Raw genomic sequence first — 26,976 nt, 5'->3', positions numbered from 1 at the left:
GCGCGCCTCAACCGCGAAAGCGCAGCGCCGCCCGGCGCGTGACTTCGGCCAGCAGCTGCTCGCTCGCCATCAGCTCGCGCAGCCAGCGCGCGTCGTTCTGGCCGGCGAGCGTTTCGGCGCGCAGCAACTGCAGCGCGCTGGTAGCGCCGTGCGCCTCGCCAAACGGCGCGATGCAGTCCATGGTGCGCAGGATGTGCTCGCGCAGCGGCAGGTGCTCGCCGCTCACCGGGTCCACGTACTCGCCCTCCAGCCCGAAGCGGCAGGCCTGGAAGCGGTTGTAGGTGTAGACGAGGTAGTCGTCCTCCTGCGGGGTGAAGGGCTGCTCGGCCAGGAACCAGGCGGCGAGCGACTGCACGTAGCCGGCGAGCGCGGCCGCGCGCTCTATGGTGAGCGGCGTGTCGAAGACGCGGATCTCCACGGTGCCAAAACCCGGCTTGGGCCGTATGTCCCAGTAGAAGTCCTTCATGCTCTTGACCACGCCGGTGCCGGTCATCTTGTCGAAATACTGCTCGAACTCGGCCCAGGTGAGCACGCAGGGCGCGCGCCCCGAGAGCGGAAACGCAAACACCGAATTGAGCCGCGCCGAGTCGAACTGCGTGTCGTGCGCCTGCACGTAGGGGCTGGAGGCCGACAGCGCGATGAAGTGCGGGATGTAGCGGCTCAGGCGGTGCAGCATCAAGAGCGCAGCATCGGCGTCGGGGCAGCCCACGTGCACGTGCTGGCCGAAGATGGTGAACTGCTTGGACAGGTAGCCGTACAGCTGCGAGAGCTCATGAAAGCGCGGCTTGTCGTAGATGCGCCGCTCGTGCCATTGCTGGAAGGGGTGCGTGCCGCCGCCGAGCACCGCGATGTTGAGCTTGTCGGCGCTGCGCACCAGCGCGTCGCGGATAGGGGTGAGCTGGCTCAGCACCTCGCCGCTGGAGCGGCAGATGTCGGTCGAGACTTCGATCATGCCGCTGGTCATCTCCGGCACCACGGAGCCGGGCAGCGGCGTCTTCTTCATCAGGCGCAGCATGTCCTCGGCGTAGGGCGCGAGGTCGTAGTCGTGGGTGTTGACGAGCTGCAGCTCCAGCTCCACGCCCAGGGTCAGCGGCTCGGAGTCGTGAAAGGCTTCCAGGCTCATGGCTGCTCCTTGACCTGTTCGGCCGCCCGCGCGCGCATCTGGTGCGCCAGCGGCCGGATGCTCTCGCCCGCGCCATAGAGCGCAAACGTGGCAATGACCGCGCCCAGCAGCTCCATCAGCAGGATGGCAGGCAGCGCCACCTGCGCCACCAGCGCGCCGGTTTCGGGCGCCGCAGAGGCAAAGCCGGTGACCACCAGCAGCGCCACGCCCGACATCGGGGCCATGGCGGCGCTGGTCCACAGCGCCTGGCGCCAGCTTGCGCCGCTGCCTGCGTTGCCCAGCCCTACGCCCAGCGCCTTGGCCACGAGCCGCGCAATGACCAATGCCAGCACGCTCGCGGCCACGGCCAGGTTCCACGGGGTTTGCGCGGCCACCGTGGAGACCAGCACGAACATCACGATCGCCAGCATGGTGGAGGCCGAGCTCGCCTGGCGCGGCCAGGCCCAGGGGCGCGGGTAGAAGTGCTTGAGCAGCATGCCCGCCAGCAGCGCCGCCAGCGGCGCCGAGCCGCCCGCGCGCGGGGCCAGCGCCGTGGTCGCGGCAATCAGCGCGAGCACCACGATGGCGGTGTTCTCGCTCAGCGGGCTCATCACGCGCAGCGCCGCGCGCAGCGCCAGCGCGAGCAGCGCGCCGATCAGCACCGAAGCGCCGAGCACCGTCAGCACGGCCTCGGCCACGGCGCCCGCGCTGGCGCCGGGGCGCCCGAGCCACTGCGCCTGCGCCGCGCCCAAGCCCAGCACGTAGAGCGTGGAGAGCGTGGACAGCACGATGGCGCGCTCGGTCACCGCGCCGGCCGCGCGCGAGTCGGTGACCACACGCATCAGCACCGTGGGCGATGCGGCTACCGCCACCAGCGCGAGCGGCCCCACTGCCTGCTCGGGCACCTTCAGCCAGAGCATCAGCGCATAGACCGCGACCCAGGTCAGCGCCGACTCGGCCAGGCTTTGCACCAGCACCATGGGGTTGTGGCGCAGCCAGCGCAGCGGCAGGCGGCCGCCGCATTCGAACAGCACCACGGCCACCGCCAGCTCCACCACGAACAGGCCCGTGCCCTGCAGCGGCCAGGCGCTTCCGTCAAAGCCGAGCAAGCCAGCGAGCGAGCCGACCAGCGCGTAGCCCACCATCTTGGGCAGGCCGATGCGCCGCTGCACCAGATAACCCGCCGCCGCAGCCAGCGCCAGCAGCAGTGCCCATTGCACCGTGGCCAGCTCGGTTGCGGCGGGCAGCCACTGCGCCCACCATTGTCTCCATCCGTCCATTGTTTATCCTTGTTTTCGAGGGGCCGGGCCGACTGCCCCGCGGCGCCGCTGCGACAATCGCCGCCATGAACCCCGCCTACCGCATTGCCCCGTCCATCCTCTCGGCCGACTTCGCCCGCCTGGGCGAAGAGGTGCGCAGCGTGATCGCCGCCGGCGCCGACTGGATCCATTTTGACGTGATGGACAACCATTACGTCCCCAACCTCACCCTGGGCCCCATGGTGTGCCAGGCGCTACGGCCGCACGCACAGAAGAGCGACGGCAGCGCCGTGCCGATCGACGTGCACCTGATGGTACAGCCGGTGGATGCGCTGGCCGCCGCCTTTGCCGCGGCGGGGGCCGACCTGATCAGCTTTCACCCCGAGGCCAGCGCCCACGTGCACCGCAGCGTGCAGGCCATCCGGGCCGCGGGCTGCAAGGCGGGGCTCGCGTTCAACCCGGCCAGCGCGCTCGACGTGCTCGACTGGGTGATCGACGAGATCGACCTGGTGCTCATCATGAGCGTCAACCCCGGTTTTGGTGGTCAGTCCTTTATTGATAGCGCCTTGCGCAAGGTGGAAGCGGTGCGCCGGCGAATTGATGCCTCAGGGCGGGACATCCGCCTGGAGGTGGATGGCGGTATCAAGGCGGCCAACATCCGCGCCGTGGCGGATGCCGGGGCCGATACCTTCGTGGCGGGCAGCGCCATCTTTGGCCAGCCCGATTACGCGCAGGTGATAGGCGCGATGCGCGCGCGGCTTACTTCGTGATGGTGTAGGTGGTGGTTTCCTCGCGCAGAATACCGCCGCCCTGGACCGAGCCGCTGAGCTCCGCGGCAGGCCCCATGCGCTTTTCGCAATCCCTGCGATCCTGCTCGGTCTTGAACACCTGGCAGCGCGCCATGGCGTTGCGCTCGTAGGTGGCGGCGTCTGCGCTGCTCAATTGGCCATTGCGCGCTGCCTGGGCGGCGGCGCCCACTTCGCGGATGCAGGCGGCGCGGCTCGCCGGGGCCACGCCCGCGCACTGCTCGGCAGCGCTGGGGCTTGCGGCCTGTGCATGCACGCCAAATACCAGCAAGGCGCTACCGAGAAAAACCGAAAGACGAAAATTGCGCATATTCAAACTCCTTGTAGTGCGCCGGAACAAGCTCCGGCTCAGTGAATGCATTGGATGCCTCGCCGGCAATCGGGGTGCCGCAGCATGTCAATGGATGTAACCGGCCCGGCCGATGCCGCGTCCTTCGCGCGCGGGCCGTGGCTGGCGCAGGTGGACGCGGTGCTGCTCGACCTGGACGGCACCCTGGTCGACACGCTGGGCGACTTCGCCCTGGCCCTGGCTCGCACGCTGGCCGAACTGGACCTGCCCGCCATGCCACGCGAGGAAATCGCGCTGCGCGTGGGAAAGGGCTCGGAACATTTGTTGCAATCGGTCTTGCTCTGGGCCTGCACCCGCGCCGGGCACGCCGACGCCGCAGCGCGCGCCCAGGCGCTCTACACCCGGGCGCATTTACGCTATCAGCACCACTACGGCCTTGTCAACGGCAGCCACGCAGTGCTCTATCCGGGCGTGCAAGAGGGCCTGGCGGGCCTGCGCCGCGCCGGCTTGCGCCTGGTCTGCCTGACCAACAAGCCGCACGCGCACGCCCTGGCGCTGCTGCGCGCCAAGGGGCTGGACGGCGCTTTCGAGACTGTCTTCGGCGGCGACAGCTTCGCGCGCAAGAAGCCCGATCCGCTGCCGCTGCTCCAGGCCTGTGCGTGGCTGGGCACCGTGCCCGCGCGCACCCTGATGGTCGGTGATTCGCGCAACGACGCCCAGGCGGCGCGGGCTGCGGGCTGCCCCGTCGTCCTCGTCACCTGGGGCTACAACCACGGGCAGCCGGTGCGCGAGGTGGATGCGGATGGCTACATGGACAGCTTTGCAGAGATGGGCGTGGGCTGAGGATTTCCTGCATCAGTCTTTGCGGCCCATCTCGCTTGGCGCTGCCACAGGCTCGCCCGGGCCGTGCCGGACATCCCTGAGGCGCCTGGCCGACCTCAGTGGCCTGTCGGCCCGCTGGCCCGCAGCAGAAAGTCCGCGCCTTCCTCATGCCCTGCGGCCTGCGCCACGCCGTACACCGGCGTTTGCGGCAGCTCGCGTTCGACGTCGCTGCGCACCGCGCCGAAGATGCGCGCGGCCGCTACCCAGCCGCGCGCCTCGTCGAGCTGGCGCAGCAGGCTCCAGGCAAAGACCGAATGGCCCGCCCGCCCGCCGTCGGCCACCGGCTCGTTGCCACCGGAGGCCATCACGACGACCGCGCGCAGGCGCTGGATGCGATCGATGTCGGGGGGTGCATCCGCGCCAGCGCTGGCGAGCAGCGCGTCGCCCTGCGCCAGCGTGCCGGCGTAGCAGCTGTCGGCAAAGACCGCGATCTGTCGGCTGGTAATGGCCGAAAGTGCGCGGTTGATGTCGGCATTGGAGAGCCAGCCCGAGGGGTCGTCGGCGCGTGCGTCCGAGGGCAACCAGTAGCCCTCGCCGGTTTCCTTGACGACGGTGCCGTGCCCGGCGAAGTAGAGCGCCACGCTGTCGTTCGGCCCCGATTCCTCGATCAGGCGATTGAGCTCTTGCAGTACCTGCGCCTTGCCTGCGTTGGGCAGCACACGCGCCTCGAAGCCCATCTGCTGGCCCAAGGTGCGGGCGATGGCCTGCGCGTCAGAGACCGGGTTGGCGAGTTGCGGAATGCGCAAATCCTGGTAGCGATCGAGTCCGATGACGAGCGCCATGCGTCGCGCCGGGCGCAGAGGCGAGACCGCGTGCGTCTGGCGCCGCAGCAGGCAGCCGGGGCTGGCGCTGTCGCAGCCCGGCGCATCCGCCAGGCGAGGATTGGTCTTGAGCTGGCTGGTGGCGCCGGCGAGCAAGCCGTCCATGTAGTCGCCGCGCGCCCGCAGCACGTCGCGCAGCGCGTCGCGCGACATTTGGCGCACGGGCAACACGCGCAGATACTGGCTGCCATCCGGTTGCGGCGTGAGCAAGCCCGGTGCGGGCCAACGCGTTGCGCCAGTGGCGTCGGCCGGGCCCGGCTGGACGGCATCGAGCAGGTAGGCCGATGAGCCCAGCGGCGCACGCGGCCCCTCGATGCTGCGAGCCGCGCGCTCCCAGTCGCCCCACATGTCGCTGCTTTGGGGCGGGGGCGGGGGCGGCAGCGGGGCGGGTGCCGGCGTTGGCGCCGGAGGCGGCGCAGGTATCGGCGCGGGAGCAGGCGGTGGCGGAGGAGGAGGTGGCGGCGGCGGAGGTGGAGGAGGTGGTAGAGGAGGCGGTAGCGGCGTCGGCGTTGGACTGGGCGTAGGGCTGGGCGTTGGACTGGGCGTTGGACTGGGCGTAGGGCTCGGTGAAGGGCTCGGTGAAGGCGACGGCGGGGGGGCGGTCACTTGCGCGATCCCTGCCGCTGGCGCAAGGTTCAACGCCGCCGCAGCAACGAGCGCGCCGATCAGGGCCGGGCGTCGGGAGGGAAGAAAGGAAATCATGTCGAGCTCCGGCGGCGGATGTGCGGTGAAGGCCTGGGTGCGCGCTGGTCAGAACAGGGCGGAGAGGGCCAGGTGCAGCTTCCAGTCACCGCGATCGGTGAATTGCAGCCGCGTGCCCGCGCGGGCCGCTTCGATGCGCACGAAGAAACGGTTTTCCCCGTTCCACGCGGCGCCCAGGCCCGCCGACCAGACGCTGCAACGCGAATGCCCCGGGCGGCAAGGCGTGCCCAGGCGGTTGGAGACCTGCCCCGCGTCCACGAAGAGCGAGAGCGTGGGCCAGGCGTCCGAGACCGGCTGGCCAACCAGCGTATCGAGGCGGCTGCTCAGCTCCAGCGTGGTCGACAGGCCAGAGTCGCCGATCAGCTCGCGCTCCTGGTAGCCGCGCACGGTCTGGCTGCCGGTCACGCCGATCTGCTCGGCAGCAACCAGCGCGCGTGGCGCAATCTGGCCGTCCAGGCGCCACTTCAGCCGCCACTGGCGCGAGAGCTGCCCCAGCAGCTGCGCGTTGACGCGCAGCAATTGGTAGTGGCTGGTAGCGCCCGCGCGGTTGGCCTCGTAATCGCTGTCGCGTCCGGCGCTGCCCCAGGCGAGGTTGCGCACCCATTGCAGGTTCAGGAGGTAGGCATCGGGCCGGTACAGCGTGTAGCCCAGTGTCAGCGGCAGCGCGTGCTGCGTGTTGTTGCGCGCCGCACCACAGCCGGCCTCGCCCAGATCGCCGAGGGTGCACTGCGTGCGGTAGCGGCGTATGTCCAGGCCGAGCGAAAGCTGCGATTTGGCATCGCTCACGAACGGCAGCAGCCAGATCGCGCGCGCGCCCGCCGACAGGCCGTCACCGGCAAAGCGCAAGTCACCTGCGGGGGTGGTGTTGGTGCTCGATTTGGTGTTGGAGGCGAGCAGTGCGGCTTCGATTGCGGTGTGCGCCGCGTACAGCGGCAGGCGCAGCGTGCTGCCCAGCACCGCCACGCGCGAGGGCGCGGTCGGCGAGGTGACGGCGCGCACGCCCAGCACCATGTCGCGGTCGGCGACGTTGGGATTCTGGTAGCTCGCCGCCAGGCGCCAGCGGCCGGTGTCTGGCGTGCCGGTGTTCTCCAGGTCCATGCGCCAGGGCGGCAGCGGGCGTTCCTCGACGGTGGCAAGCGCCTGCACTTCGCCCGGATTCTGGCCGGCCTGCAGCACCACGCGTGTGTACTTGGCCGGGTTGGCGTTGGCCAGCAACAACTCGCGGTCCAAGTCCTTGAGTCGGGGCGTCTGGCCCGGGCTCAGCGCGGGCAGGCTGCGCAGGATGTTTTCGCGGCTGAAGCCGTATTGCCCGGTGACGCTGATCTGGCTGATTTTCCCTTCGACCACTTGCAGGCGCAGCAGCCCGTCGTCAAAAGTCTGTTCGGGCAGCAGCACGATCACGGCGCCATGGCCTGCTTGCGCGTAAGCATCTTGCAGGCGCTGGGCCGCAGCCTGCATGTCGGCGATGGTCATCGCCGCGCCTGTCTCGCCCAGCGCGCGCTCAACCTCGGCTGAGCTCAGCAGAGTGTTGCCGCCGACTTCGAATTGGGTGATTGGCACGGGTGCCTGGGCGGCCCACGCTGCAGCGCTCAGGCACAGGGCGCCGGCGGCGCACAGGACGCGCCACGAGCGAGCAGGAGAGAAGGCGCCAAAGGGCGGCAGGACTCGCGGGCGCTGAAGCGGGCGGGTGTTGGCCATGGTGCAAGTGCTCGCAAGAATGTGCGAGACAGACTAAGACAATTGTCACATCTTGGCAAGAGCTCTGTTCACGCACCGGCGCTGGCCAGCCCTCCTGCTGCCGCCCGCGCCCCGTCACGGGCTCAGGGCTTGATGTAGGCGAACTGCTCGCGGTTTTGCAACTGGGCGATGCGCACCACGCCCGAGGGCGTGAAGTCGGCATCCATGATGAATTGCTCTTTCTTGAGCTTGCGGTTGCGCAGCGTGATTTCGCAGACCTCGAAGCGCACGCCGCGCCCTTTGAGGGCGCTGACCAGGGCGGCGTAATCGATGTCGGGGTTTTTCGCGTCCTTGGCCGCTTCCATGAGGAAGTCCACGCCGGCGGCGTGCGTGACCACGACGATGCGCGTCTGCGGCGCCACGTCCAGGTGGTTGCGGATGTTGCGCAGGCCCTTGGTGGCCTGGCTGGCGGCGTCGTCGATGTGGTAGATCACCTTGTCCTGGCCGTCCTTGGCGTCCTGGGCTGCGGCTGCTACGGCTGTGGCGCTGGCCGCGAGCAGGCCCGAAGCGAGCAGGCTGCGGCGCATGGACGATCGGGTGGGTAGCTGTTGCATGGGGGCTCCTGGTGTCGTTGAGGCCACAGCGTAGCGCCGAACGGCCTTCGGCGCCGGCCGGGCCCCCGGGCAGGGCGCACGGGCTTTGCTACACTGGCACGCATGTTCATCCATCGCGCGTTCGTTGCAGGTCTGAGCGACCGGGGAGCCTGGCCCTGGCGCAGCTGCATGCACCTGTGCTGAACGCGCCCCGGGTACACCTCCCAGGGTGCCCGAAGGCTTTGGCCACGAGGGGCCGGGCCTATCCCCGAACGATGAACCCGGCGGCCTCTGCATCTGCGCCGCCGGAACTGGGAGACCCCCGTGATTACGGAACTGGAATTCAAGAGCCTCGCGGGCTCGGGCTACAACCGCATCCCATTGATCGCGGAAGCCTTTGCTGACCTGGAGACGCCGCTCTCGCTCTACCTCAAGCTCGCGCGCGGGCGCGGCGACGGCGCCAACAGCTTTCTGCTCGAATCGGTCGTCGGCGGCGAGCGCTTCGGGCGCTACAGCTTCATCGGCCTGCCCGCGCGCACCCTGCTGCGCGCGAGCGGCTTTGGCGAGGCGGCAAAGACCGAAGTGGTGACCGATGGCGTGGTGGTGGAGAGCGTCAGCGGCAATCCGCTGGACTTCATCGCCGCCTACCAGCAGCGTTTCAAGGTGGCGCTCAGCCCCGGCCTGCCGCGCTTTTGCGGCGGTCTTGCGGGCTATTTCGGCTACGACGCGGTGCGCTACATCGAAAAGAAGCTGGAAAAAACCTGCCCGCCCGACGAACTGGGCTGCCCGGACATCGTGCTGCTGCAATGCGAAGAGGTGGCGGTGATCGACAACCTCTCGGGCAAGCTCTACCTCATCGTCTGGGTCGACCCGGCGCAGGCCGAGGCCTATGCGCGCGGCAAGAAGCGCCTGCGCGAACTCAAGGAGCAGCTCAAGTATTCGGTCAGCGCGCCGCAGGTGAGGGCAAGCGAGAGTCATCCGGCCGAGCGCAGCTTTGCCAAGCCGGACTACATCGCCGCGGTGCTGCAGGCCAAGGAGTTGATCGCCGCCGGCGAGTTCATGCAGGTGCAGGTGGGGCAGCGCATCCACAAGCGCTATACCGAGTCGCCATTGTCGCTGTACCGCGCGCTGCGCTCGCTCAACCCCAGCCCCTACATGTATTTCTACGACTTCGGGGGCTTTCAGGTGGTGGGCGCAAGCCCCGAGATCCTGGTGCGCCAGGAACAGGTCCAGGAGGGCACCAAGATCACCATCCGGCCGCTCGCCGGCACCCGCCCGCGCGGCGCCACGCCCGAGAAGGACAAGGCGGCCGAGCAGGAGTTGCTGGCCGACCCCAAGGAGCGCGCCGAGCACGTGATGCTGATCGACCTGGCGCGCAACGACATCGGGCGCATCGCGCAGGTGGGCAGCGTCAAGGTGACCGAGGCCTTCGTCGTCGAGCGCTACAGCCATGTGATGCACATCGTGAGCAATGTCGAGGGCCTGCTCAGGGAGGGCCTGAGCAGCATGGACGTGCTGCGCGCGACCTTTCCGGCGGGCACGCTCACCGGCGCGCCCAAGGTGCATGCGATGGAGCTGATCGACCGGCTGGAGCCGACCAAGCGCGGTCTGTACGGCGGTGCCTGCGGCTATCTCAGTTACGCCGGCGACATGGACGTGGCCATCGCGATCCGCACCGGCATCGTCAAGGACGGGGTGCTCTACGTGCAGGCGGCGGCCGGCGTCGTCGCCGATTCGGTGCCCGAGCTTGAATGGAAGGAAACCGAAGCCAAGGCGCGCGCGCTGCTGCGCGCGGCCGAACTCGTCGAGGAGGGATTGCAATGAATGCCGCAGCGCCCCGTGGCCCCAGGCAAGGCACGGCCCCCTCGCGGGCCAGCGCAGTACACAAAGTGAACAGCGTGGGGGCAGCATGAACGTCTTGATGATCGACAACTACGACAGCTTCACCTACAACCTGGTGCAGTACCTGGGCGAGCTGGGCGCGCAGGTCGAGGTGGTGCGCAACGACGAGATTGGCCTGCAGGACATTGCCGCGCGCGCGCCCGAGCGCATCGTGGTCTCGCCCGGCCCGAGCTCGCCGAGCGAGGCCGGCATTTCGGTCGCGGCCATACGCCACTTTGCCGGCAAGGTTCCGCTGCTGGGCGTGTGCCTCGGGCATCAGGCGATCGGCGAGGCCTTTGGCGGCAAGGTGGTGCGCGCGGGCAGGCAGATGCACGGCAAGACCAGCGTGATCACCACGGACCAGAAGGGCGTGTTCGCCGGGCTGCCGCGCGAGTTCACGGTCAACCGCTACCACTCGCTGGTGGTAGAGCAGGCCAGCCTGCCCGAATGCCTGATCGTGACGGCCACGAGCGAGGACGGCGAGATCCAGGGCGTGCGCCATCGCGAGCTGGCCGTGGAGGGCGTGCAGTTCCACCCCGAGAGCATATTGACCGAGCACGGGCATGCGCTCTTGCGCAATTTCCTGGAGCAGCGCGCCTGAGCGGCTTGCACTTCGCGGCGTGGGCTGCAAGAGCGAGAATTTGAGTCAAATTGCATTGTAACGCTTGCCAGTAAAGCGCTAACAGCTATTATAAACGGAGCATCCATGACCCCCATCACCCCGCAGGAGGCGCTGCAGCGCACCATCGAACACCGCGAAATCTTCCATGACGAGATGCTGCACCTGATGCGCATGATCATGCGCGGCGAGCTCTCGCCGGTGATGACCGCGGCCATCGTCACCGGCCTGCGCGTGAAGAAGGAAACCATAGGCGAGATCACCGCCGCGGCCGAGGTGATGCGCGAGTTCTCCACCAAGGTGCAGGTGGCCGATACCGCGCACTTGGTGGACATCGTCGGCACCGGGGGCGACGGCGCCGGCACTTTCAACATCTCCACCTGCGCCACCTTCGTCGTCGCCGCCGCCGGCGCGCGGGTGAGCAAGCACGGCGGGCGCAGCGTCTCCAGCAAGTCGGGCAGCGCCGACGTGATGGAACAACTGGGCGTGAACATCCAGCTCACGCCCGAGCAGATCGCGCGCTCGGTGGCCGAGGTCGGCATTGGCTTCATGTTCGCGCCCAACCACCATCCGGCGATGAAGAACGTCGCGCCGGTGCGCCGCGAGATGGGCGTGCGCACGCTGTTCAACATCCTGGGACCGCTGACCAACCCGGCGGGCGCGCCCAACATCCTGATGGGGGTGTTTCACGAAGACCTCGTGGGCATCCAGGTGCGCGCGCTGCAGCGCCTGGGCGCCGAGCACGCGCTGGTGGTCTACGGGCGCGACGGCCTGGACGAGATCAGCCTGGGCGCGGGCACGCGCGTGGGCGAGCTCAGGGACGGCGTGGTGCGCGAATACGAAATCCACCCCGAGGATTTCGGCCTGCGCATGGCCGGCACGCGCGCGCTCAAGGTAGAGACGCCAGAGGAATCGCGGGCCATGCTGATGGGCGTGCTGCAGGGCGAGGAAGGCCCGGCGCACGACGTGGTCTGCCTGAACGCGGGCGCCGCGCTCTACGCCGCCGGCGTGGCGCAGAGCATTGCCGACGGCTTGCGCCGCGCGCAGCAGGTGGTGGCCAGCGGCGCCGCGCGCGCCCGGCTTGACGCCTTCGTCGCCTTCACCCAGAGCTGCAAGGCATGAGCGCGGTGCCCGACATCCTGCAGGCCATCTGCGCGACCAAGGCCGAGGAGGTCGCCGCCGCCAAGGCGCGCAGGCCTCTATCCGCCCTGCGCGCCCAGGCCCAGGCCGGCGCGCCGGTGCGCGACTTCGTGGGCAGCCTGCGCGCGCGCATCGCTGCTGGCCAGCCCGCGGTGATCGCCGAGATCAAGAAGGCCAGCCCCAGCCAGGGCGTGATCCGGGCCGACTTTGCGCCCGCAGAGCTTGCGCGCAGCTACGCCCGCGGCGACGGCGCGCTGGCGGCGGCCTGCCTGTCGGTGCTGACCGACGCGCACTACTTCCAAGGCGCGCCCGAATATTTGCAGCAGGCGCGCGCCGCCTGCGTGCTGCCGGTGCTGCGCAAGGACTTCATGATCGACCCTTGGCAGATCCACGAGGCGCGCGCCATGGGCGCGGACTGCATCCTCCTGATCGCCGCCTGCCTGGACGACGGCCCGATGGCCGACATGGAGGCGCTGGCGCACGAGCTGGGCATGGCGGTGCTGGTGGAGGTGCACGACGCGCCCGAGCTCGAACGCGCGCTGCGCCTGAAGACGCCGCTCATAGGCATCAACAACCGCAATCTGCGCAGCTTCGAGGTCAGCCTGCAGACCACGCTGCGCCTGCGCGCCGAGGTGCCGCCCGACCGGCTGCTGGTGGCCGAATCGGGCATCGCCACGCGCCAGGACGTGCGAACCCTGCGCGAAGCCGGCATTGGCGCCTTTCTCATAGGGGAAACGCTGATGCGCGCGGCCGATCCGGGGCTGGCATTGGGGCAATTGTTCGGGTAAATTGCAATCGGTTACGTTTCATCGGACCGATCATGCTCTCCCTCGTTTTGCCCCTGTGCCGGCCATGGCGGATGCTGGCGCCCATGCGCTGAATCCCTCGGCGGGTGAGCTGCGCTGGCTGGCTCTGGTCTGGCTGCTGGTAGGCCTGTTGCTGGCCGGCGTGCTCTGGCTGGCCCAGGGGCGGGTGCAAGAGCGCGAGGGCGCGCTGCTGGCGCAGCAGGCGCGGGTGTTGTCCTCGCTGCTGGCGCAGCAGATCGTGACACTCGACGGCATGCTCGCGGTACTGGCCGATGCGCCCGAGCACACGCGCGAGGAAGCGGCCACAGGCAGCGGCTGGCTGCTGCGCCAGGTGCAGGCGCAGGCGCGACTTGCCGGCGGCCTCATGGCGGTGCTCGACGGGCAGGGCGTGGTGCTTGCGGCGAGCGACGGCGCGCTCATCGGCACGCGCCGCGACGGCGAGCCCTTCTTTGAGCCGCTTCGCCGCGCGCCGTCCGCGCGCACGCTTTACCTCGGTCCGCCGCACAGGCAAGGTCTCACGGGCGGCGCGTTGATGCTCTCGCGCGCCATTGTTTCCCCCGAGGCACAGTTGCTCGGCGTCGTGTCGGCGGCGCTCGACCTGTCGCTGCTCAAGCGCAGCTTTGCAGACGTCCGGATGGCGCCGGACGCGGTGGCGCAACTCATCTACGGCGAGCAGGCCATGCTCATCCCGCTGGGTGACGACGGAGCGGGCGCGGCCCTGGACCCCACGGCCCAGGGCATGGCGCTCATGCGCCATCGGGCGCTGGGGGTGCCGGCCAGCGTGCAGCAGGTGGCCGTCCACGGGCAGTCGCCCGAACTGGTCGCGGCAGTGCAAAGCCTTAGCCTGCCCGGCGTGGTCACCGACCGGCCGCTCACGCTGAGCGTGGCACGCAGCACGCGCGCCATCATGGACAACTGGCATGCGCTGGCCCGGGCGCTCGCGCTGTTGTATCTGCTCGGCACCCTGGCCGCGCTCGGCGGCCTCGTCTGGGTGCGCCGGCGCCGACGCTCGCGCCAGGCGCAGCGCCGGGACGAGAAGCAGGAGCTGCAGAGCCTGCAGGCACGCTGGAGTGCGGTGCTGCACGCCACGCACATGGGCATCTGGGACTGGGACCAGCGCACGCGGCGGATGTACTACTCGCCCGCGGTGCAGACCATGCTGGGCTACGGCGAAGACGAATTCGGCAGCAGCTGGCATGCCTGGGAGAGCCTGCTGCATCCCGACGACCGCGCGGACCTGCTGCAGCGCCTGCGCCAGTTCGTAGCCCAGCGCGAGGAAGTGTTTTTCGAGAGCGTGCACCGCATGCGCCGCAAGGACGGCAGCTACCAGTGGGTGGAGGTGCGCGGGCGCGTGGTGGAGCGCGAAGACAGCGGCCGGCCGCTGCGCGTGGCCGGGGTACAGAGCGACATCAGCCAGCGGCGCGCGCTGGAAACCCGGCTGGAGCGCCTGAGTGCCGGCGTGCCCGGTGCGCTGTTCGAGTACCGCCGCGACCCGAGCGGACGCGACAGCTTTCCGTTCTGCACGGACAAGATCCGCGAGTTGCTGGAGTTGACGCCCGAGCAGCTCAGGCAAAGCGCCGGCCACCTGCTCAAGCGCGTGCATCCGCAGGATGTGGCGCCGCTGCTGCGCAGCCTGCTGGTGTCGGTGCAAAACCTCACCGCCTGGCGCCATTCCTATCGCGTGGTCCTGCCCGGCGGCGCGGTGCGCTGGGTCAGCGGCATGTCGCAGCCGCGGCGCGCGGACGATGGCGCCACGCTGTGGAGCGGCTACCTCTGGGATACGACGGCCGAGCACGCGCTGCGCGAGCGCCTGGACATGCTGGTCGAGAACGTGCCCGGGCTGCTCTACCAGTCGCGCCTGGAGCCCGATGGGCGCACGTACTTCACCTACGCGAGCAAGGGCGCTATCGCGCTGTACGGCGTCACCCCCGAGCAGATGTGCAGCGACGCGCAGTCGGTGTTCGAGCGCTTCGAGCGGGCCGACTTCGACAGCGGCATGCAAAAGCTCGCCGCTTGCGCGCGCGACCTGACGCTGTGGAGCCACGACTACCGGGTCAAGCTGCCTGGCCAGCCGCAGCGCTGGGTGCGCGCCCAGGCCCGGCCCCAGCGCCTGCCGGGCGGCGCAGTGCAGTGGCACGGCTATGCGCAGGACGTAACCGAAGCGCGCGCCCAGGCCACTCGCCTGCAGGAGGCGCAGCAGCTGCTGGACCACTTGATGCGCGAGATGCCCGTGGCCTTGTGCATGGTCGACCAGGACGGCTTGTTCTATTACCGCAACCGCGCCTTCGAGCAGTACTTTGGCTACGGCCCCGACGAGGTCATCACGCGCGAGCGCTGGTGGCACGAGGTCTATCCGGACGAGGACTACCGCGCGCAGATGTGGCAGCAGTGGAACGACGCCAAGGCCAACGCGCCGCAGCACGGCGGGCGCATTCTGCCCGGGGACGCGCGCATGTGGACGCGCAGCTCGGGCCAGCGCATCATGTCGGTGAGCGGCATGGCCTTTGGCGAGCACTATCTGCTGGCCTTCGTCGATCGGACCGAGCAGCACGCGCACAGCGAGATGCTGCGCGAAATGGCTTATATCGACGCCCTCACCGGCGTGGCCAACCGGCGCCAGCTCGACCTCACGCTCAAGGCCGAATGGGGACGCTGCCAGCGCGGGGCCCAGTCGCTGGCGCTGCTGATGATAGACATCGACTTGTTCAAGGCCTTCAATGATCTCTATGGCCACCAGGAGGGCGACGAATGCCTGGTGGCGGTGGCCGGGGCGCTGCGTGCCGGCCTGAGCCGCGCGCACGACCTGGTGGGGCGCTACGGCGGCGAGGAGTTTTTGTGCGTGCTGCCGATGTGCGACCTGGACGGCGGCCTGCGCAAGGCCGAGGCGCTGCGCCAGGCGGTGCAAGACCTGGCGGTGGTGCACGAGGGCTCGAACGTCGCCGGCGTGGTCACCGTCAGCATAGGTGTGGCCGCGCTGGTGCCCGATGAGCTGGGCGACGCGCAGCGCCTGGTGGCGCTGGCCGACCGGGCGCTGTACCTGGCCAAGCAGCGCGGGCGCAACCAGGTGGCGGCGAACGAGTGATCAACGCGCCGCGCGCTGCAGCAGCATCGCGTCGCCGTAGCTGAAGAAGCGGTAGCGCTGCGCGACCGCATGGCGGTACAGGCGCATCACGTGCTCGTAGCCGGCGAAGGCGCTCACCAGCATCATCAGCGTGCTTCTGGGCAGGTGAAAATTGGTCACCAGCAGGTCGACCACGCGAAAGTCGAAGCCGGGCGTGATGAAGATGTCGGTGTCGGCGCTGCTCAGGCCCGTGCGCGCCCAGGATTCGAGCGTGCGCACCGTGGTCGTGCCAATGGCCAGCACCCGGGCGCCGCGCGCACGGCAGGCGGCAATGGCGGCGAGCGTTTCCGGTGGAATGCAATACCACTCGCTGTGCATGTGGTGCTCGGCAATGTTCTCGCTCTTGACCGGCTGGAAGGTGCCCGCGCCCACATGCAGCGTCACCTGCGCGTGCTGCACGCCGCGCTCGGCCAGGGCGGCGAGCACACCCTGGTCGAAATGCAGCGCGGCCGTGGGCGCGGCCACGGCCCCGGGCGTGTGCGCGAAGATGGTCTGGTAGCGCTCGTTGTCCTCGGCTTCGTAGCGGTCGTGGCCGCCCGCTTGCTCACGCCGGATGTAGGGCGGCAGCGGCAGATGGCCGTGCCGGCGCATCAGCTCCCAGGGCGTTTCGCCGGCGCCGCCATGCAGGCGCAGCCGAAACAGTGGCCCATGGGCGTCGGGCCAGCGCGCAAGCAGCACCGCGTCAAAGCCGCCCTGCGCCGCGCCGCCGGCAAAGTGCAGCGTCGCGCCCGGCGCGGGCTTCTTGCTGACCTTCATGTGGGCGAGGACTTCGCCATCGGCCAGCACGCGCTCGATCAACAGCTCCACGTGGCCGCCGGTGCTCTTTTCGCCGAACAGGCGCGCCTTCACCACCTGGGTGTCGTTGAACACCATCAGGTCGCCGGGCGCCAGCAGCGCCGGCAACTGTCTGAAGATGCGCTCGCCCGGCGGCCAGCTGCAAGCGTCCAGCAGGCGCGAGCCGCTGCGCTCGGGCGCGGGATGCTGGGCGATCAGTTCGGGGGGCAGGGCGAAGTCGAAATCGCCCAGCGTGTAGGCGTGGTCCGCGGGAAGCGTCATCGGGGGTTGCGTGGCTCACGCGCAAGAGGCCACGCCGGGTCTGTGTGCAAGAGGCCGATTGTCGCGCGCTCAGGCGGCCACTTCGGCTTCGGTCCAGAGTTCGTCCAGGTCGGGGAAATTCCATTTCGAGGGCTCTTCGCGCCCGGCGATGCCGTCGCGGCAGCCCGGCGCGGCCAAGTGGATGAGCTCGGGCGTGATGCGCAACCCGGACTTGGTCGAATAAAAGGCCTTGACCACTGGCGCGACCAGGGTCTCGCGCGATTGCTCCAGCACCACCGCCAGGCGGCCCGAGTTCAGCCGCACCAGCGATCCGGTCGGGTAGATGCCCAGGCTCTTGACGAAGGCCTGGAACACCACCGGGTCCAGATGCCCCTTGGTCCATTCGGCCATGCGGCGTATCGATTCGGCCGGGTCCCAGCCGCGCTTGTAGGGGCGATTGGAGGTGATGGCGTCGTAGACGTCGCAAATCGCCCCCATGCGCGCGAGCAGTGAAAAGCGCTCGCCGCTGAGGCCGTCGGGGTAGCCGCGCCCGTCCATGCGCTCGTGGTGGTGGCGCACCACGTCCAGCACCGCCGCGTCCACGCTGCCCGCCTGGTGCAGCAGCTTCCAGCCTTCGTGCGGATGGGTCTTGATGTGCTCGAACTCCGCGTCGGTGAGCTTGCCCGGCTTGTTCAGCACGCTCTGGTCCATCATCGCCTTGCCCAGGTCGTGCAGCAGGCCGGCCATGCCGGCGGTGCGCAGCTGGGCTTCGTCCAGGCCGAGCTGGCGGCCCAGCGCCACCATCAGCGCGCACACCGCGACCGAATGCATGTAGGTGTAGTCGTCGGCCGTCTTCAGCCGCGCCAGGCTGATCAGCGCGCCGGGGTTGCGCATCACCGAATCGGAAATCTCCTGCACCAGGCCGCTGGCCAGCACGGTGTCGGGCGCCTTGCCCAGGCGCACCTCGCTGAACATGGATACCACCGCCTGGCGTGCCTTGTTGCAGATCAGCGCGGCGCGGCGCATTTCGTCCTGCATGCTGGCGGGGCTGCGCTGCGCTGCGCCGGATTCGGGCGGCGGCTCGGGGGCGGACTCGGGGACGGAGGCGGTAGCCGGCGCGCTGCCAGCGGTGTCGGCGGGCGCGCGCTGCACGTCCTTGCCGCGGGCGGTGTCGATGATCACTTCGCGGATGGGCGTGGCGCGGATGCGCTCCAGGTCGCGCGCGCTGTCCAGCACAAAGCGTGCGCGCCAGAACGGATGGTCCATCCAGGAGCCGCAGAACTCGTGCACGAACATGCCGAGGGCGAGGTCATCAACGGAAATACGCTTGAGCATTGGGCGAAAAAATGGTGCTTGGGCACCGCGGTGTTCAGGGGGGCAGGGGCAGGCCAGACCAGAGGGTATTCAAATCGGAAAAGCCCCACCGGGCGGGGTCTTCGCGCGCGGCGATCCGGTCCTCGGCGCCGGCGCGCGACAGGTCAATCAGCTGCGGCGCGATGCGCTCGCCCCTGTGCAGGCTGTAGAAGGCCTTGACGCGCGGCGCCAGCAGGGTGCCCGGGGATTGCTCCTGCACCACCGCCAGATGCCCTGAGGCGAGGCGCACCAGCGAACCCGTGGGGTAGATGCCCATGCACTTGACGAAGGCCTGGAAGATGCGGCTGTCAAAGTGCCCGCGCGTCCATTCGGCCATGCGTCGGAGCGCGTCCGACGGGTCCCAGCCGTTCTTGTAGGGGCGGTTGGAGGTGATGGCGTCGTAGACGTCGCAGACCGCGCTCATGCGCGCCAGCAGGTGGATGTCGGGCCCGGTCAGGCGGTGCGGGTAGCCGCTGCCGTCCATTTTCTCGTGGTGGTGCAGGCAGGCGTCGAGCACCTGCATCGGCATCTTGCTCACGCGCAGGATTTCCAGGCCGAAGGCCGGGTGGCTGCGCATGATGTCGAACTCCTCTTCGCTCAGGCGCGCCGGCTTGTTCAGGATGGCGTCGGGAATGCGCGCCTTGCCCACGTCGTGCATCAGCCCCGCCAGGCCCGCCATGCGCACCGTGGCCTCGTCGAGCTGCAGCTGGCGCGCCAGCGCCATCATCAGCGCGCAGACCGACACCGAGTGCATGTAGGTGTATTCGTCGGCCGTCTTCAGCCGCGCCAGACTGATCAGCGCGCCAGGGTTGCGCGCGAGCGACCCGGCGAGCTCGTCTACCGTCGCCTGCGCGCCCTGGGCGTTGATCGCCTGGCCCATGCGCGCCTCCTCGAACATCGACAGCACCTGCTCGCGCGCACGATTGCAGATGCTGCGCGCACGCTGCAGCTCCTCGCTGGTGCTGGTGGGGGAGAGGTCGGCCAGCGGCGCGGCCTGGGGCAGTGGCGTGGTGGGCAGCTCGGGCTGCAGCTCGGCCAGCGCGCTCTGGATCTGGGCCTCAGCCTCGTCCGGCAGCACCGGCTCGGCGGCCTGGGCCACGTCGCGGCCCTTGGCGGTATCGATCCAGACCTCCTGGATGGAGCTGTCCCGGATGCGCGCGATGTCTTGCGCGTTCCTGAGCAGAAAGCGCGTGCGCCAGAACGGGTGCTCCATCCACGAGCCACAAAACTCGTGGATATACATGCCTGCGGCAAGATGGCGGACGTGTATGCGCTTGAGCATGCCCCGGGCGGCAGAATCGGCTGCAATGGATGGCGGCCATGGTAGCCTGTTTGGGTGAGCGAGGCACCCCGCAATTCCGCGAAATTGTCAACTGTACGGCGCAGCCCTGCGCAGCAGGCGCTGGAGCGGCTGGGACTGCTCAGGGACATCGACCTGGCGCTGCATCTGCCGCTGCGCTACGAGGACGAAACCCGCATCACCGCGATACGCAACGCGCGCGACGGCGAGGTTGCGCAGATCGAGGGCGTGGTGGTGCACAGCGAGGTGCAGCAGCGCCCGCGCCGCCAGCTCGTGGTGGTGCTGGACGACGGCAGCGACCGCTGCGAGCTGCGCTTTTTCAGCTTCTACCCTTCACAGCTCAAGACCCTGGCCGTGGGCGAGCGCCTGCGCGTGCGCGGCGAAATGCGCGGCGGTTTCTGGGGGCGCCAGATGGTGCATCCGGCGTTTCGCAAGGCCGAAGGGCCGCTGCCCGCCGCGCTCACCCCTGTCTATCCGGCCAGCGCGCAGCTGCCCCAGGCCTATCTGCGCCGCGCAGTGGCCACGGCGCTGGCGCGGGTGCAACTGCCCGACACCGTGCCCGAGGCGCTGCTGCCACCGCTGCCGCCACAAATTCAGATGGGAAATGGCAGAAAAAGCTGGTGGGGACTGCGCGAGTCGCTCCTGTTTTTGCACCACCCGACGCCCGACGTGGCGCTGGCCACGCTGCAAGACCACAGCCACCCCGCCTGGCAGCGCCTGAAGGCCGAAGAGTTGCTGGCGCAGCAGCTCTCCCAGGCCACGGCGCGCGCCCAGCGGGCACGCCAACGCGCGCCGGTGCTGGCGCTGCCGCAGGCTGGCCAGGGTCTGCATGCGGCGCTGCTTGCGCGTCTGCCCTTCGCTCTCACCGCAGCGCAGCAGCGCGTGGGCGCCGAGATTGCGGCCGACCTGGCACGGGCCCAGCCCATGCACCGCCTGCTGCAGGGCGACGTGGGCGCGGGCAAGACGGTGGTGGCGGCGCTGGCCGCCTGCCAGGCCATGGATGCGGGCTGGCAATGCGTGCTCATGGCGCCAACCGAGATCCTGGCGCGCCAGCACTTTGCCAAGCTGGTGCAATGGCTCGCGCCGCTGCTCGAAGCGCGCGGGCAGGCCGTGGCCTGGCTCGCCGGCGGGCAGAAGAAGAAGGAGCGCGCCGCCATGCTCGCGCAGATCGCCAGCGGCCAGGCCGCGCTGGTGGTGGGCACGCACGCGGTCATCCAGCAGCAGGTGCAGCTCGCGCGCCTGGGCCTGGTGGTGATCGACGAGCAACACCGCTTCGGCGTGGCCCAGCGCCTGGCGCTGCGCCAAAAGCCCGGCGCCGCTGCGGGCGGCGAGCCGCACCTGCTGATGATGACCGCCACGCCGATTCCGCGCACGCTGGCGATGAGCTATTACGCGGATCTGGACGTCTCCACCATCGACGAGCTGCCGCCGGGGCGCACGCCCATCGTCACCCGGCTGATCGCCGACAGCCGCCGCGACGAGGTCATAGCCCGGCTGCGCGATCAGGTCGCGGGCGGGCGCCAGGCCTACTGGGTTTGTCCGCTGATCGAAGAGAGCGAGGCACTGGACCTGCGCAATGCCACCGCCACCCACATGGAATTGGCCGGGGAGCTGCCCGGCGTGCAGGTGGGCCTGCTGCATTCGCGCATGCCGGCGCCCGAGAAGCAGGCGGTGATGCAGGCCTTCCAGGCGGGCGCGCTGGCGCTGCTCGTCTGCACCACGGTGATCGAGGTCGGAGTGGACGTGCCCAATGCCAGCCTGATGGTGGTCGAGCACGCCGAGCGCTTTGGCCTGTCGCAACTGCACCAGCTGCGCGGGCGCGTGGGCCGCGGCGCGGCGGCCTCGGCCTGCGTGCTGCTCTACGGCACGGGCGAAGGCGGGCGGCTGGGCCCGGGCGCGCGCGAGCGGCTCCGGGCCATGGTGCAAAGCCAGGACGGCTTCGAGATTGCGCGGCGCGACCTGGACATCCGCGGCCCCGGCGAATTCCTCGGTGCGCGTCAGTCGGGCGACGCGATGCTGCGCTTTGCCGACCTGGCCACCGACGGCGCGCTGCTGCAATGGGCGCGCGATACCGCGCCGCGCATGCTCGCCGAGTACCCTGAGCTTGCCAGCGCACACATTGCGCGCTGGCTCGGGGGAAAATCGGAATATCTCAAGGCTTGAGCGCGCCGCCGGCGCCCGATCCGCGACCCATTGCACCTGGCAGGCCCGCCCATGACGCTGACCGAACTCAAATACATCGTGGCCGTGGCGCGCGAGCGCCACTTTGGCCGCGCGGCCGAGGCCTGCTTCGTGGCCCAGCCGACGCTCTCCGTGGGCATCAAGAAGCTGGAAAAAGAGCTGGAGGTGAAGATCTTCGAGCGCAGCGCCGCCGAAGTCACGCTGACCACGCTGGGCGAGGAGATCGTGCGCCAGGCCCAGAGCGTGCTGGAGCAGGCCGCGGCCATCCACGAGATCGCCAAGCGCGGCAAGGACCCGCTGGCCGGCGCGCTGACCCTGGGCATCATCTACACCATAGGACCCTACCTGCTGCCGCAGCTCGTGTACCAGTCGATACGGCGCACGCCGCAGATGCCGCTGATGCTGCAGGAGAACTTCACCGTGCGCCTGCTGGAGATGCTGCGCACCGGCGAGATCGACTGCGCCATCCTGGCCGAGCCCTTCCCCGACACCGGACTGGCGCTGGCGCCGCTGTACGACGAACCATTTCTCGCGGCGGTGCCCGCGACCCATCCGTTCGCGCGCCAGGCGGCGGTATCGGCGCTGGAACTGAAGAACGAGACCATGCTGCTCCTGGGCACCGGCCATTGCTTTCGCGACCACGTGCTGCAGGTCTGCCCCGAGTTTGCGCGCTTTGCCACCAATGCCGAGGGCATACGCCGCACCTTCGAGGGCTCGTCGCTGGAGACCATCAAGCACATGGTGGCCGCCGGCATGGGCGTGACGCTGGTGCCGCGCCTGGCCGTGCCCCAGGACGCGCTCTCGCCTGTGCGTCGGCGCCGCTCGGACGAGCCCTCCATCCGCTACCTGCCGCTGGAAGAGGCGCCGGGCGTGCCGGTACCCAGCCGCCGCGTGGTGCTGGCCTGGCGGCGCAGCTTCACGCGCTACGAGGCGATTGCGGCGCTGCGCAATTCCATCTACGCCTGCAAGCTGCCCGGCGTGCGCATGCTCACCTGAGGCGCATGGCTATTTGCGCGATAGCCAGAAACCATCGCCAAACCCTTGAAAAATCGGCGCTTGCTGCTATCGTATTCAGCACGCCCATTTACCCCAAGCAAGGAGCAGCACGCATGGCCAAGAAGCCCAACCAACCCCGCAGCGCACGCCCGAGCAGCGCCGGCCTGCAGATCAACATCGGCATCAGCGAGAAGGACCGCGCGGCCATTGCCGACGGCTTGTCGCACCTGCTGGCCGACACCTATACGCTGTACCTGACCACGCACAACTTCCACTGGAACGTGACCGGTCCGATGTTCAACACCCTGCACCTGATGTTCATGGAGCAGTACACCGAGCTGTGGAACGCGGTGGACCCGATCGCCGAGCGCATCCGCGCCCTGGGCCACGTGGCGCCGGGCTCCTATGCCGCGTTCGGCAAGCTGTCTTCGCTGGCGGACGCCCCGGCCACGCCGCCCAGGGCGCTGGAGATGGTGCGCATCCTTGTCGAGGGCCACGAGGCGGTCGCGCGCACCGCGCGCGGCATGCTCGACCTGGTGGACGACGCCGACGACGAACCCACCACCGACTTGCTCACCCAGCGCCTGACGGTGCACGAGCAGACGGCCTGGATGCTGCGCGCGCTGCTGCAGGATTGAGCGTTCGGCCGCTTCGGGCCTGAGCGCCCTCAGAGGCGCCCGCCGCGCCGCACACCTAAGGCAACGCTGAACAAGCCCCTCGCGCGTCGCGCATCCCAGCCTACGGCGGTCTGCGGCCTTGCAAATCCTCGCAATAGCTTCGGCTATTGCTGCGGTTTGCGCCTTGCAGCCCATCCCCAGGCTGGGCGCGCGCAATCACGGGGGCTTGTTCAGCGTCGCCCTAAGCAGTGGGCGCGCGCATTCGGGCGTGCGTGCAGGGCGCGCGGCTTTTGCGGACAATTTCGCCCCATGACCGATTCCGCGCTGCCCCTGCCTGCCCGCGCGCCGCGCACGCGGCTGGCGCTCTACCTCGACCTGATCCGCTTCAACCGCCCGGCCGGCTGGCTGGTGCTGCTCTGGCCCACGCTGGTGGCCTTGTGGGTGGCTTCGGGCGGCTTTCCGGGCTGGCATCTGCTGGCGGTCTTCGTGGCCGGCACCATCCTCACGCGCTCGGCCGGCTGCGTGATCAACGACATTGCCGACCGCGAGTTCGACCGCCACGTCAAGCGCACGCGCGGGCGCCCGCTCACTACCGGCGAGCTGTCGGTGGCCGAGGCCGGCATGGTCGGCATGGTACTCACCGGGCTCGCGCTGGCGCTGGTGCTCACCACGCGCCTGGAGGCCGTGGCCTGGGCCGCGGTCGGCGTGCTGGTGGCGGTGGTCTATCCCTACACCAAGCGCTTTCTTTCGGTGCCCCAGGCAGTGCTGGGCGTGGCCTTCAGCTTCGGCATCGTGATCGGCTTTGCGGCGGTGACGGGCGGCGTGCCGCTGCTTGCCTGGCTGCTGCTGCTGGCCAACATGGGCATGGTGCTGGGCTACGACACCGAATACGCCATGGTGGACCGCGACGACGACCTGAAGATAGGTATCAAGACCTCGGCCATCACCTTTGGCCGCTGGGACGTGGCCTGCGTCATCGGTTTTTACAGCGCCTGCCTGCTGCTCACCGCCTGGCTGCTCGCGCCCCTGGGCCTGGGCTGGCCCTTCTGGCTCGGCTGGCTGGCCGCAGCGGCGCAGGTGCCCTGGCACTACCGCCTGATCCGCCAGCGCGAGCGCGCGGGTTGCTTTACCGCCTTCAGCCAGAGCCACTGGATGGGCGCCTGCCTGTTTGCCGGCGTGGCGCTGGCGTACGCGCGCTGAGCGGCCGGCCTGCCCGGTCGACGTGCGGCGCGGGACGGCGCCATGGCCGCATGCGCTCTGTGCGCCCGGCGAGCGCAGGCCTTTGCTGCTCAGTCCTTGCCGAACTCGGCCGCCAGCTCCCCGGCCCTGGCCTGCGCGGCCTTGAGCGCGGCGATGAAGTGCGCGTCCACCCGCTGCTGCTGCAGATGCGTGATGGCCGCGTGCGTGGTGCCGCCGGCGCTGGTCACGCGCGCGCGCAGCTCTGCCGGGGATTCATCGGCGCGCCGCGCCAGCTCGGTGGCGCCGCCGAAGGTGGCCAGGGCCAGCTGGCGGCAGTGCGCTGCGCTCAGGCCCATCTCCTGGCCGGCCTGCATCATGGCTTCGAGGAAAAAGAACACATAGGCCGGGCCCGAGCCCGAGAGCGCGGTCACCGCGTCGAGCTGCGCCTCACTGTGCACCCACAGCGACTGGCCGGTGCTGGCCATGACGCGCTCGATCAAGGCCTTGTCGGCCTCGCTCACCTCGGGGCGGGCAAACAGGCCGCTGATGCCTTGTCCGATCAGCGCCGGCGTATTGGGCATGGCGCGCACGATGCGCCCGGTGCCCAGCCAGCGCGCGATGCTGTCGGTGGGAATGCCGGCGGCCACGCTCAGGTGCAGCGCCGCGCCCACGTGCGGCGCCACTGGCTCGGCGGCGGCGCGAAAAACCTGCGGCTTGACCGCCCAGAGCACCAGATCGGCGTGCGCGAGCGCCGGCGCCACGGCCAGCGCGTCGGGCGCGCTCTGCAGGCCGTAGCGCTGGTGCAGCGCAGCGCGTGCGGCCTCGGAGGGTTCGACCACCGTCACCTGCTCTGCCGCCAGGCCCTGGCCGAGCAGGCCGCCCAGAATCGCGCTGGCCATGTTGCCGCCGCCTATGCAGGCGATCAAGGGGGCTTGGGTGGATGTCATGGGTGGCCTTTCAAAAAGAGAGCATCTCGCGCTGTATCTATAGGGTTTTTAGAAGAATATCTATCATGAACTCAATGTTGGCATGCGCGGACAGCTATGAAATTTATTGCGTCAGCCGGGTCTGCGCTACCGCATGCTCCCAGCGTGCCATCAGCTCGGCCGCGCGCTCGGGCGGCATCTGCGGGGTGAAGCGCCGCTGCACCCGCCACTGCGCCGAGAGCTCTTCCAGGCTGGCATACACCCCTGCGGCCAGGCCCGCCAGATAGGCCGCGCCCAGCGCGGTGGTTTCCACGCACTGCGGGCGCACCACGGGAATGCCGAGCAAATCGGTCTGGAATTGCATCAGCAAATCGTTCACGCAGGCGCCGCCGTCCACGCGCAGCTCGCGCACCGGCTGGCCGCCAGCGGCCACGGCGTCGCGCCCCATGGCAGCCAGCAGCGCCGCGCTCTGGTAGGCAATCGATTCGAGCGCCGCGCGCGCAATGTGCGCAATGGTGCTGCCGCGCGTCAGTCCCGTGATGCTGCCGCGCGCGTCCGGCGTCCAGTAGGGCGCGCCCAGGCCGGTGAAGGCGGGCACGAAGACCACGCCGCCCGAGTCGGGCACGCTTTCGGCCAACTGCTGCACTTCGCTGCTCGCCTTGATCGCGTGCAGCCCGTCGCGCAGCCACTGCACCACTGCGCCGCCGACGAAGACGCTGCCCTCCAGCGCGTACTGCACCTGCGCGCCGGGCTGCGCCGCTGCGGTGGTGATCAGGCCGTTGGCCGAGGTCTGGAAGCTCTGCCCGGTGTGCATCAGCATGAAGCAGCCCGTGCCATAGGTGTTCTTGGCCATGCCGGCAGAAAAGCAGGCCTGGCCGAACAGCGCCGCCTGCTGGTCGCCCGCCGCGCCGCCGATCAGCACCGGCGCGCCCAGCAGGTCGGCGCTGGTGTGGCCGAATTCGCCGCTGGAGGGCAGCACCTGGGGCAGCATGGCTGGCGGAATCTTCAGCGCCGCCAGCAGTTTCTCGTCCCAGCGGTTGGCGTGCACGTCAAACAGCATGGTGCGCGCGGCGTTGCTCACGTCGGTCACGTGGCGGGCGCCGGCGCGCGTGCTGGCCTCGTGGCCCCCGGTGAGCTGCCAGATCAGCCAGCTGTCTACCGTGCCAAACGCCAGTTCGCCCCGCTCGGCGCGCTCGCGTGCGCCTGGCACGTGTTGCAGTATCCAGTGCAGCTTGGTAGCGGAAAAGTACGCGTCGATGATCAGCCCGGTGCGTTCGCGTACATGTTGCGACAAACCCGCCTCGCGCAGGCGCGCGCAGGTGGCTTCGGCGCGCCGGTCTTGCCAGACGATGGCATGGTGTACCGGCTCTCCGCTGCGCCGATCCCAGACGACCGTGGTCTCGCGCTGGTTGGTGATGCCTATGGCTGCCAGCTGCGCCGCACTCACCCCTGCGCGTGCCAGCACCTCGCGCGCCGTGGCCAGCTGGGTGTGCCAGATCTGCATCGGGTCGTGCTCGACCCAGCCGGGGAGTGGATAGATCTGCGGCAGCTCCTGCTGCGCGATGGCCACGATATGGCCGTCACGGTCAAACAGGATGCTGCGTGAACTGGAAGTTCCCTGGTCGAGCGCGAGAAGATAGGTTTTCATGGTCTCTCGTTTCCTGCGGGGCTGGGGATCCGCGCGCGACATG

At 69.4% G+C, this 26,976-nt stretch carries 22 protein-coding genes; 11 read left to right on the top strand and 11 right to left on the bottom strand.

Annotated elements, in window-relative coordinates:
- Nucleotides 1-7: 7 nt before the first annotated feature.
- Nucleotides 8-1,123: a YbdK family carboxylate-amine ligase gene (locus KUD94_RS10565; RefSeq protein WP_218237169.1), complete on the bottom strand. Its 1,116-nt coding sequence runs from the start codon at nt 1,121-1,123 to the stop codon at nt 8-10.
- Entirely contained in the window at nt 1,120-2,382 is a 1,263-nt protein-coding gene (locus KUD94_RS10560; RefSeq protein ID WP_218237168.1) for a cation:proton antiporter, read from the bottom strand. The genes KUD94_RS10565 and KUD94_RS10560 overlap by 4 nt, the downstream gene beginning before the upstream one ends.
- Before the next feature lie 65 nt (nt 2,383-2,447).
- On the opposite strand from KUD94_RS10560, the gene rpe reads away from it, so the two are divergent.
- Nucleotides 2,448-3,131, top strand: a complete 684-nt coding sequence (gene rpe, locus KUD94_RS10555; protein WP_218237167.1) for a ribulose-phosphate 3-epimerase — start codon at nt 2,448-2,450, stop codon at nt 3,129-3,131.
- On the opposite strand, the gene KUD94_RS10550 is transcribed toward rpe, so the two are convergent.
- Nucleotides 3,121-3,477 (bottom strand): hypothetical protein, encoded by a 357-nt coding sequence (locus tag KUD94_RS10550; RefSeq protein ID WP_218237166.1) that lies wholly within the window; start codon nt 3,475-3,477, stop codon nt 3,121-3,123. The two genes, rpe and KUD94_RS10550, sit on opposite strands and share 11 nt — an antisense overlap.
- A gap of 90 nt (nt 3,478-3,567) precedes the next feature.
- Between KUD94_RS10550 and gph the strand changes: the two genes are divergently transcribed.
- Nucleotides 3,568-4,299: a phosphoglycolate phosphatase gene (gene gph, locus KUD94_RS10545; RefSeq protein ID WP_218239273.1), complete on the top strand. Its 732-nt coding sequence runs from the start codon at nt 3,568-3,570 to the stop codon at nt 4,297-4,299.
- 95 nt (nt 4,300-4,394) lie between these two features.
- On the opposite strand, the gene KUD94_RS10540 is transcribed toward gph, so the two are convergent.
- The 3 genes from KUD94_RS10540 to KUD94_RS10530 form a co-directional block, all read right to left on the bottom strand.
- Nucleotides 4,395-5,507, bottom strand: a complete 1,113-nt coding sequence (locus KUD94_RS10540; protein ID WP_218237165.1) for a caspase family protein — start codon at nt 5,505-5,507, stop codon at nt 4,395-4,397.
- A gap of 402 nt (nt 5,508-5,909) precedes the next feature.
- On the bottom strand, nt 5,910-7,421 hold the full coding sequence (locus KUD94_RS10535) for a ShlB/FhaC/HecB family hemolysin secretion/activation protein (protein WP_218237164.1): 1,512 nt from the start codon (nt 7,419-7,421) through the stop codon (nt 5,910-5,912).
- A 260-nt stretch (nt 7,422-7,681) separates the two neighbouring features.
- Nucleotides 7,682-8,152: a DsrE family protein gene (locus KUD94_RS10530; protein ID WP_255568722.1), complete on the bottom strand. Its 471-nt coding sequence runs from the start codon at nt 8,150-8,152 to the stop codon at nt 7,682-7,684.
- A gap of 303 nt (nt 8,153-8,455) precedes the next feature.
- On the opposite strand from KUD94_RS10530, the gene trpE reads away from it, so the two are divergent.
- The 5 genes from trpE to KUD94_RS10505 all read left to right on the top strand — a co-directional run bounded on the left by trpE (nt 8,456) and on the right by KUD94_RS10505 (nt 15,659).
- Nucleotides 8,456-9,955, top strand: a complete 1,500-nt coding sequence (gene trpE / locus KUD94_RS10525; protein ID WP_218237163.1) for an anthranilate synthase component I — start codon at nt 8,456-8,458, stop codon at nt 9,953-9,955.
- A gap of 85 nt (nt 9,956-10,040) precedes the next feature.
- The gene (locus KUD94_RS10520) at nt 10,041-10,613 is read left to right on the top strand and encodes an aminodeoxychorismate/anthranilate synthase component II (protein WP_218237162.1); all 573 of its coding nucleotides are present in this window, start codon (nt 10,041-10,043) and stop codon (nt 10,611-10,613) included.
- A gap of 105 nt (nt 10,614-10,718) precedes the next feature.
- Complete coding sequence (gene trpD / locus KUD94_RS10515) at nt 10,719-11,753, top strand: anthranilate phosphoribosyltransferase (RefSeq protein ID WP_218237161.1); 1,035 nt, start codon at nt 10,719-10,721, stop codon at nt 11,751-11,753.
- A gap of 5 nt (nt 11,754-11,758) precedes the next feature.
- The gene (gene trpC, locus KUD94_RS10510; RefSeq protein WP_218239271.1) at nt 11,759-12,559 is read left to right on the top strand and encodes an indole-3-glycerol phosphate synthase TrpC; all 801 of its coding nucleotides are present in this window, start codon (nt 11,759-11,761) and stop codon (nt 12,557-12,559) included.
- A 64-nt stretch (nt 12,560-12,623) separates the two neighbouring features.
- A complete protein-coding gene (locus tag KUD94_RS10505; protein WP_218237160.1) occupies nt 12,624-15,659 on the top strand; it encodes a diguanylate cyclase in 3,036 nt (1,011 codons plus the stop codon).
- Here the strand turns inward: KUD94_RS10505 and queA are convergent, their stop codons facing one another.
- The 3 genes from queA to KUD94_RS10490 form a co-directional block, all read right to left on the bottom strand.
- On the bottom strand, nt 15,660-16,754 hold the full coding sequence (queA, locus tag KUD94_RS10500) for a tRNA preQ1(34) S-adenosylmethionine ribosyltransferase-isomerase QueA (protein WP_218237159.1): 1,095 nt from the start codon (nt 16,752-16,754) through the stop codon (nt 15,660-15,662).
- A gap of 69 nt (nt 16,755-16,823) precedes the next feature.
- Nucleotides 16,824-18,068, bottom strand: a complete 1,245-nt coding sequence (locus tag KUD94_RS10495; protein WP_218237158.1) for an HD-GYP domain-containing protein — start codon at nt 18,066-18,068, stop codon at nt 16,824-16,826.
- A gap of 34 nt (nt 18,069-18,102) precedes the next feature.
- The gene (locus KUD94_RS10490) at nt 18,103-19,368 is read right to left on the bottom strand and encodes an HD-GYP domain-containing protein (protein ID WP_218237157.1); all 1,266 of its coding nucleotides are present in this window, start codon (nt 19,366-19,368) and stop codon (nt 18,103-18,105) included.
- An 84-nt stretch (nt 19,369-19,452) separates the two neighbouring features.
- On the opposite strand from KUD94_RS10490, the gene recG reads away from it, so the two are divergent.
- The 4 genes from recG (at nt 19,453) to KUD94_RS10470 (ending at nt 24,380) form a co-directional block, all read left to right on the top strand.
- On the top strand, nt 19,453-21,549 hold the full coding sequence (gene recG, locus KUD94_RS10485) for an ATP-dependent DNA helicase RecG (RefSeq protein WP_218237156.1): 2,097 nt from the start codon (nt 19,453-19,455) through the stop codon (nt 21,547-21,549).
- A gap of 51 nt (nt 21,550-21,600) precedes the next feature.
- On the top strand, nt 21,601-22,563 hold the full coding sequence (locus tag KUD94_RS10480) for a LysR substrate-binding domain-containing protein (protein WP_218237155.1): 963 nt from the start codon (nt 21,601-21,603) through the stop codon (nt 22,561-22,563).
- Between the two features lie 113 nt (nt 22,564-22,676).
- Nucleotides 22,677-23,201, top strand: a complete 525-nt coding sequence (locus KUD94_RS10475; RefSeq protein WP_218237154.1) for a Dps family protein — start codon at nt 22,677-22,679, stop codon at nt 23,199-23,201.
- A gap of 309 nt (nt 23,202-23,510) precedes the next feature.
- A complete protein-coding gene (locus KUD94_RS10470) occupies nt 23,511-24,380 on the top strand; it encodes a 4-hydroxybenzoate octaprenyltransferase (RefSeq protein ID WP_218239270.1) in 870 nt (289 codons plus the stop codon).
- An 89-nt stretch (nt 24,381-24,469) separates the two neighbouring features.
- Here KUD94_RS10470 and proC read toward each other — a convergent pair whose 3' ends face one another.
- Together proC and glpK are read right to left on the bottom strand one after the other, a co-directional pair.
- The gene (gene proC, locus KUD94_RS10465; protein ID WP_218237153.1) at nt 24,470-25,306 is read right to left on the bottom strand and encodes a pyrroline-5-carboxylate reductase; all 837 of its coding nucleotides are present in this window, start codon (nt 25,304-25,306) and stop codon (nt 24,470-24,472) included.
- Between the two features lie 103 nt (nt 25,307-25,409).
- Nucleotides 25,410-26,933, bottom strand: a complete 1,524-nt coding sequence (gene glpK, locus KUD94_RS10460; protein WP_218237152.1) for a glycerol kinase GlpK — start codon at nt 26,931-26,933, stop codon at nt 25,410-25,412.
- Between the last annotated feature and the right edge of the window lie 43 nt (nt 26,934-26,976).

The organism is Comamonas sp. NLF-1-9 (genome assembly GCF_019195435.1).
Taxonomy (GTDB): Bacteria; Pseudomonadota; Gammaproteobacteria; order Burkholderiales; family Burkholderiaceae_C; genus Comamonas_C.
The sequence above is the reverse complement of the archived record's forward strand: the minus strand, read 5'-3'. Positions and strand labels throughout refer to the sequence as shown.

Bases quoted from the DNA above. Each gene is read 5' to 3' on its own strand.
- KUD94_RS10565 (WP_218237169.1), bottom strand. From the start codon at position 1,123: ATGAGCCTGGAAGCCTTTCACGACTCCGAGCCGCTGACCCTGGGCGTG.
- KUD94_RS10560 (WP_218237168.1), bottom strand. From the start codon at position 2,382: ATGGACGGATGGAGACAATGGTGGGCGCAGTGGCTGCCCGCCGCAACC.
- rpe (WP_218237167.1), top strand. From the start codon at position 2,448: ATGAACCCCGCCTACCGCATTGCCCCGTCCATCCTCTCGGCCGACTTC.
- KUD94_RS10550 (WP_218237166.1), bottom strand. From the start codon at position 3,477: ATGCGCAATTTTCGTCTTTCGGTTTTTCTCGGTAGCGCCTTGCTGGTA.
- gph (WP_218239273.1), top strand. From the start codon at position 3,568: ATGGATGTAACCGGCCCGGCCGATGCCGCGTCCTTCGCGCGCGGGCCG.
- KUD94_RS10540 (WP_218237165.1), bottom strand. From the start codon at position 5,507: ATGTGGGGCGACTGGGAGCGCGCGGCTCGCAGCATCGAGGGGCCGCGT.
- KUD94_RS10530 (WP_255568722.1), bottom strand. From the start codon at position 8,152: ATGCAACAGCTACCCACCCGATCGTCCATGCGCCGCAGCCTGCTCGCT.
- KUD94_RS10520 (WP_218237162.1), top strand. From the start codon at position 10,041: ATGAACGTCTTGATGATCGACAACTACGACAGCTTCACCTACAACCTG.
- trpD (WP_218237161.1), top strand. From the start codon at position 10,719: ATGACCCCCATCACCCCGCAGGAGGCGCTGCAGCGCACCATCGAACAC.
- KUD94_RS10505 (WP_218237160.1), top strand. From the start codon at position 12,624: ATGGCGGATGCTGGCGCCCATGCGCTGAATCCCTCGGCGGGTGAGCTG.
- queA (WP_218237159.1), bottom strand. From the start codon at position 16,754: ATGACGCTTCCCGCGGACCACGCCTACACGCTGGGCGATTTCGACTTC.
- KUD94_RS10495 (WP_218237158.1), bottom strand. From the start codon at position 18,068: ATGCTCAAGCGTATTTCCGTTGATGACCTCGCCCTCGGCATGTTCGTG.
- KUD94_RS10490 (WP_218237157.1), bottom strand. From the start codon at position 19,368: ATGCTCAAGCGCATACACGTCCGCCATCTTGCCGCAGGCATGTATATC.
- KUD94_RS10480 (WP_218237155.1), top strand. From the start codon at position 21,601: ATGACGCTGACCGAACTCAAATACATCGTGGCCGTGGCGCGCGAGCGC.
- KUD94_RS10475 (WP_218237154.1), top strand. From the start codon at position 22,677: ATGGCCAAGAAGCCCAACCAACCCCGCAGCGCACGCCCGAGCAGCGCC.
- proC (WP_218237153.1), bottom strand. From the start codon at position 25,306: ATGACATCCACCCAAGCCCCCTTGATCGCCTGCATAGGCGGCGGCAAC.
- glpK (WP_218237152.1), bottom strand. From the start codon at position 26,933: ATGAAAACCTATCTTCTCGCGCTCGACCAGGGAACTTCCAGTTCACGC.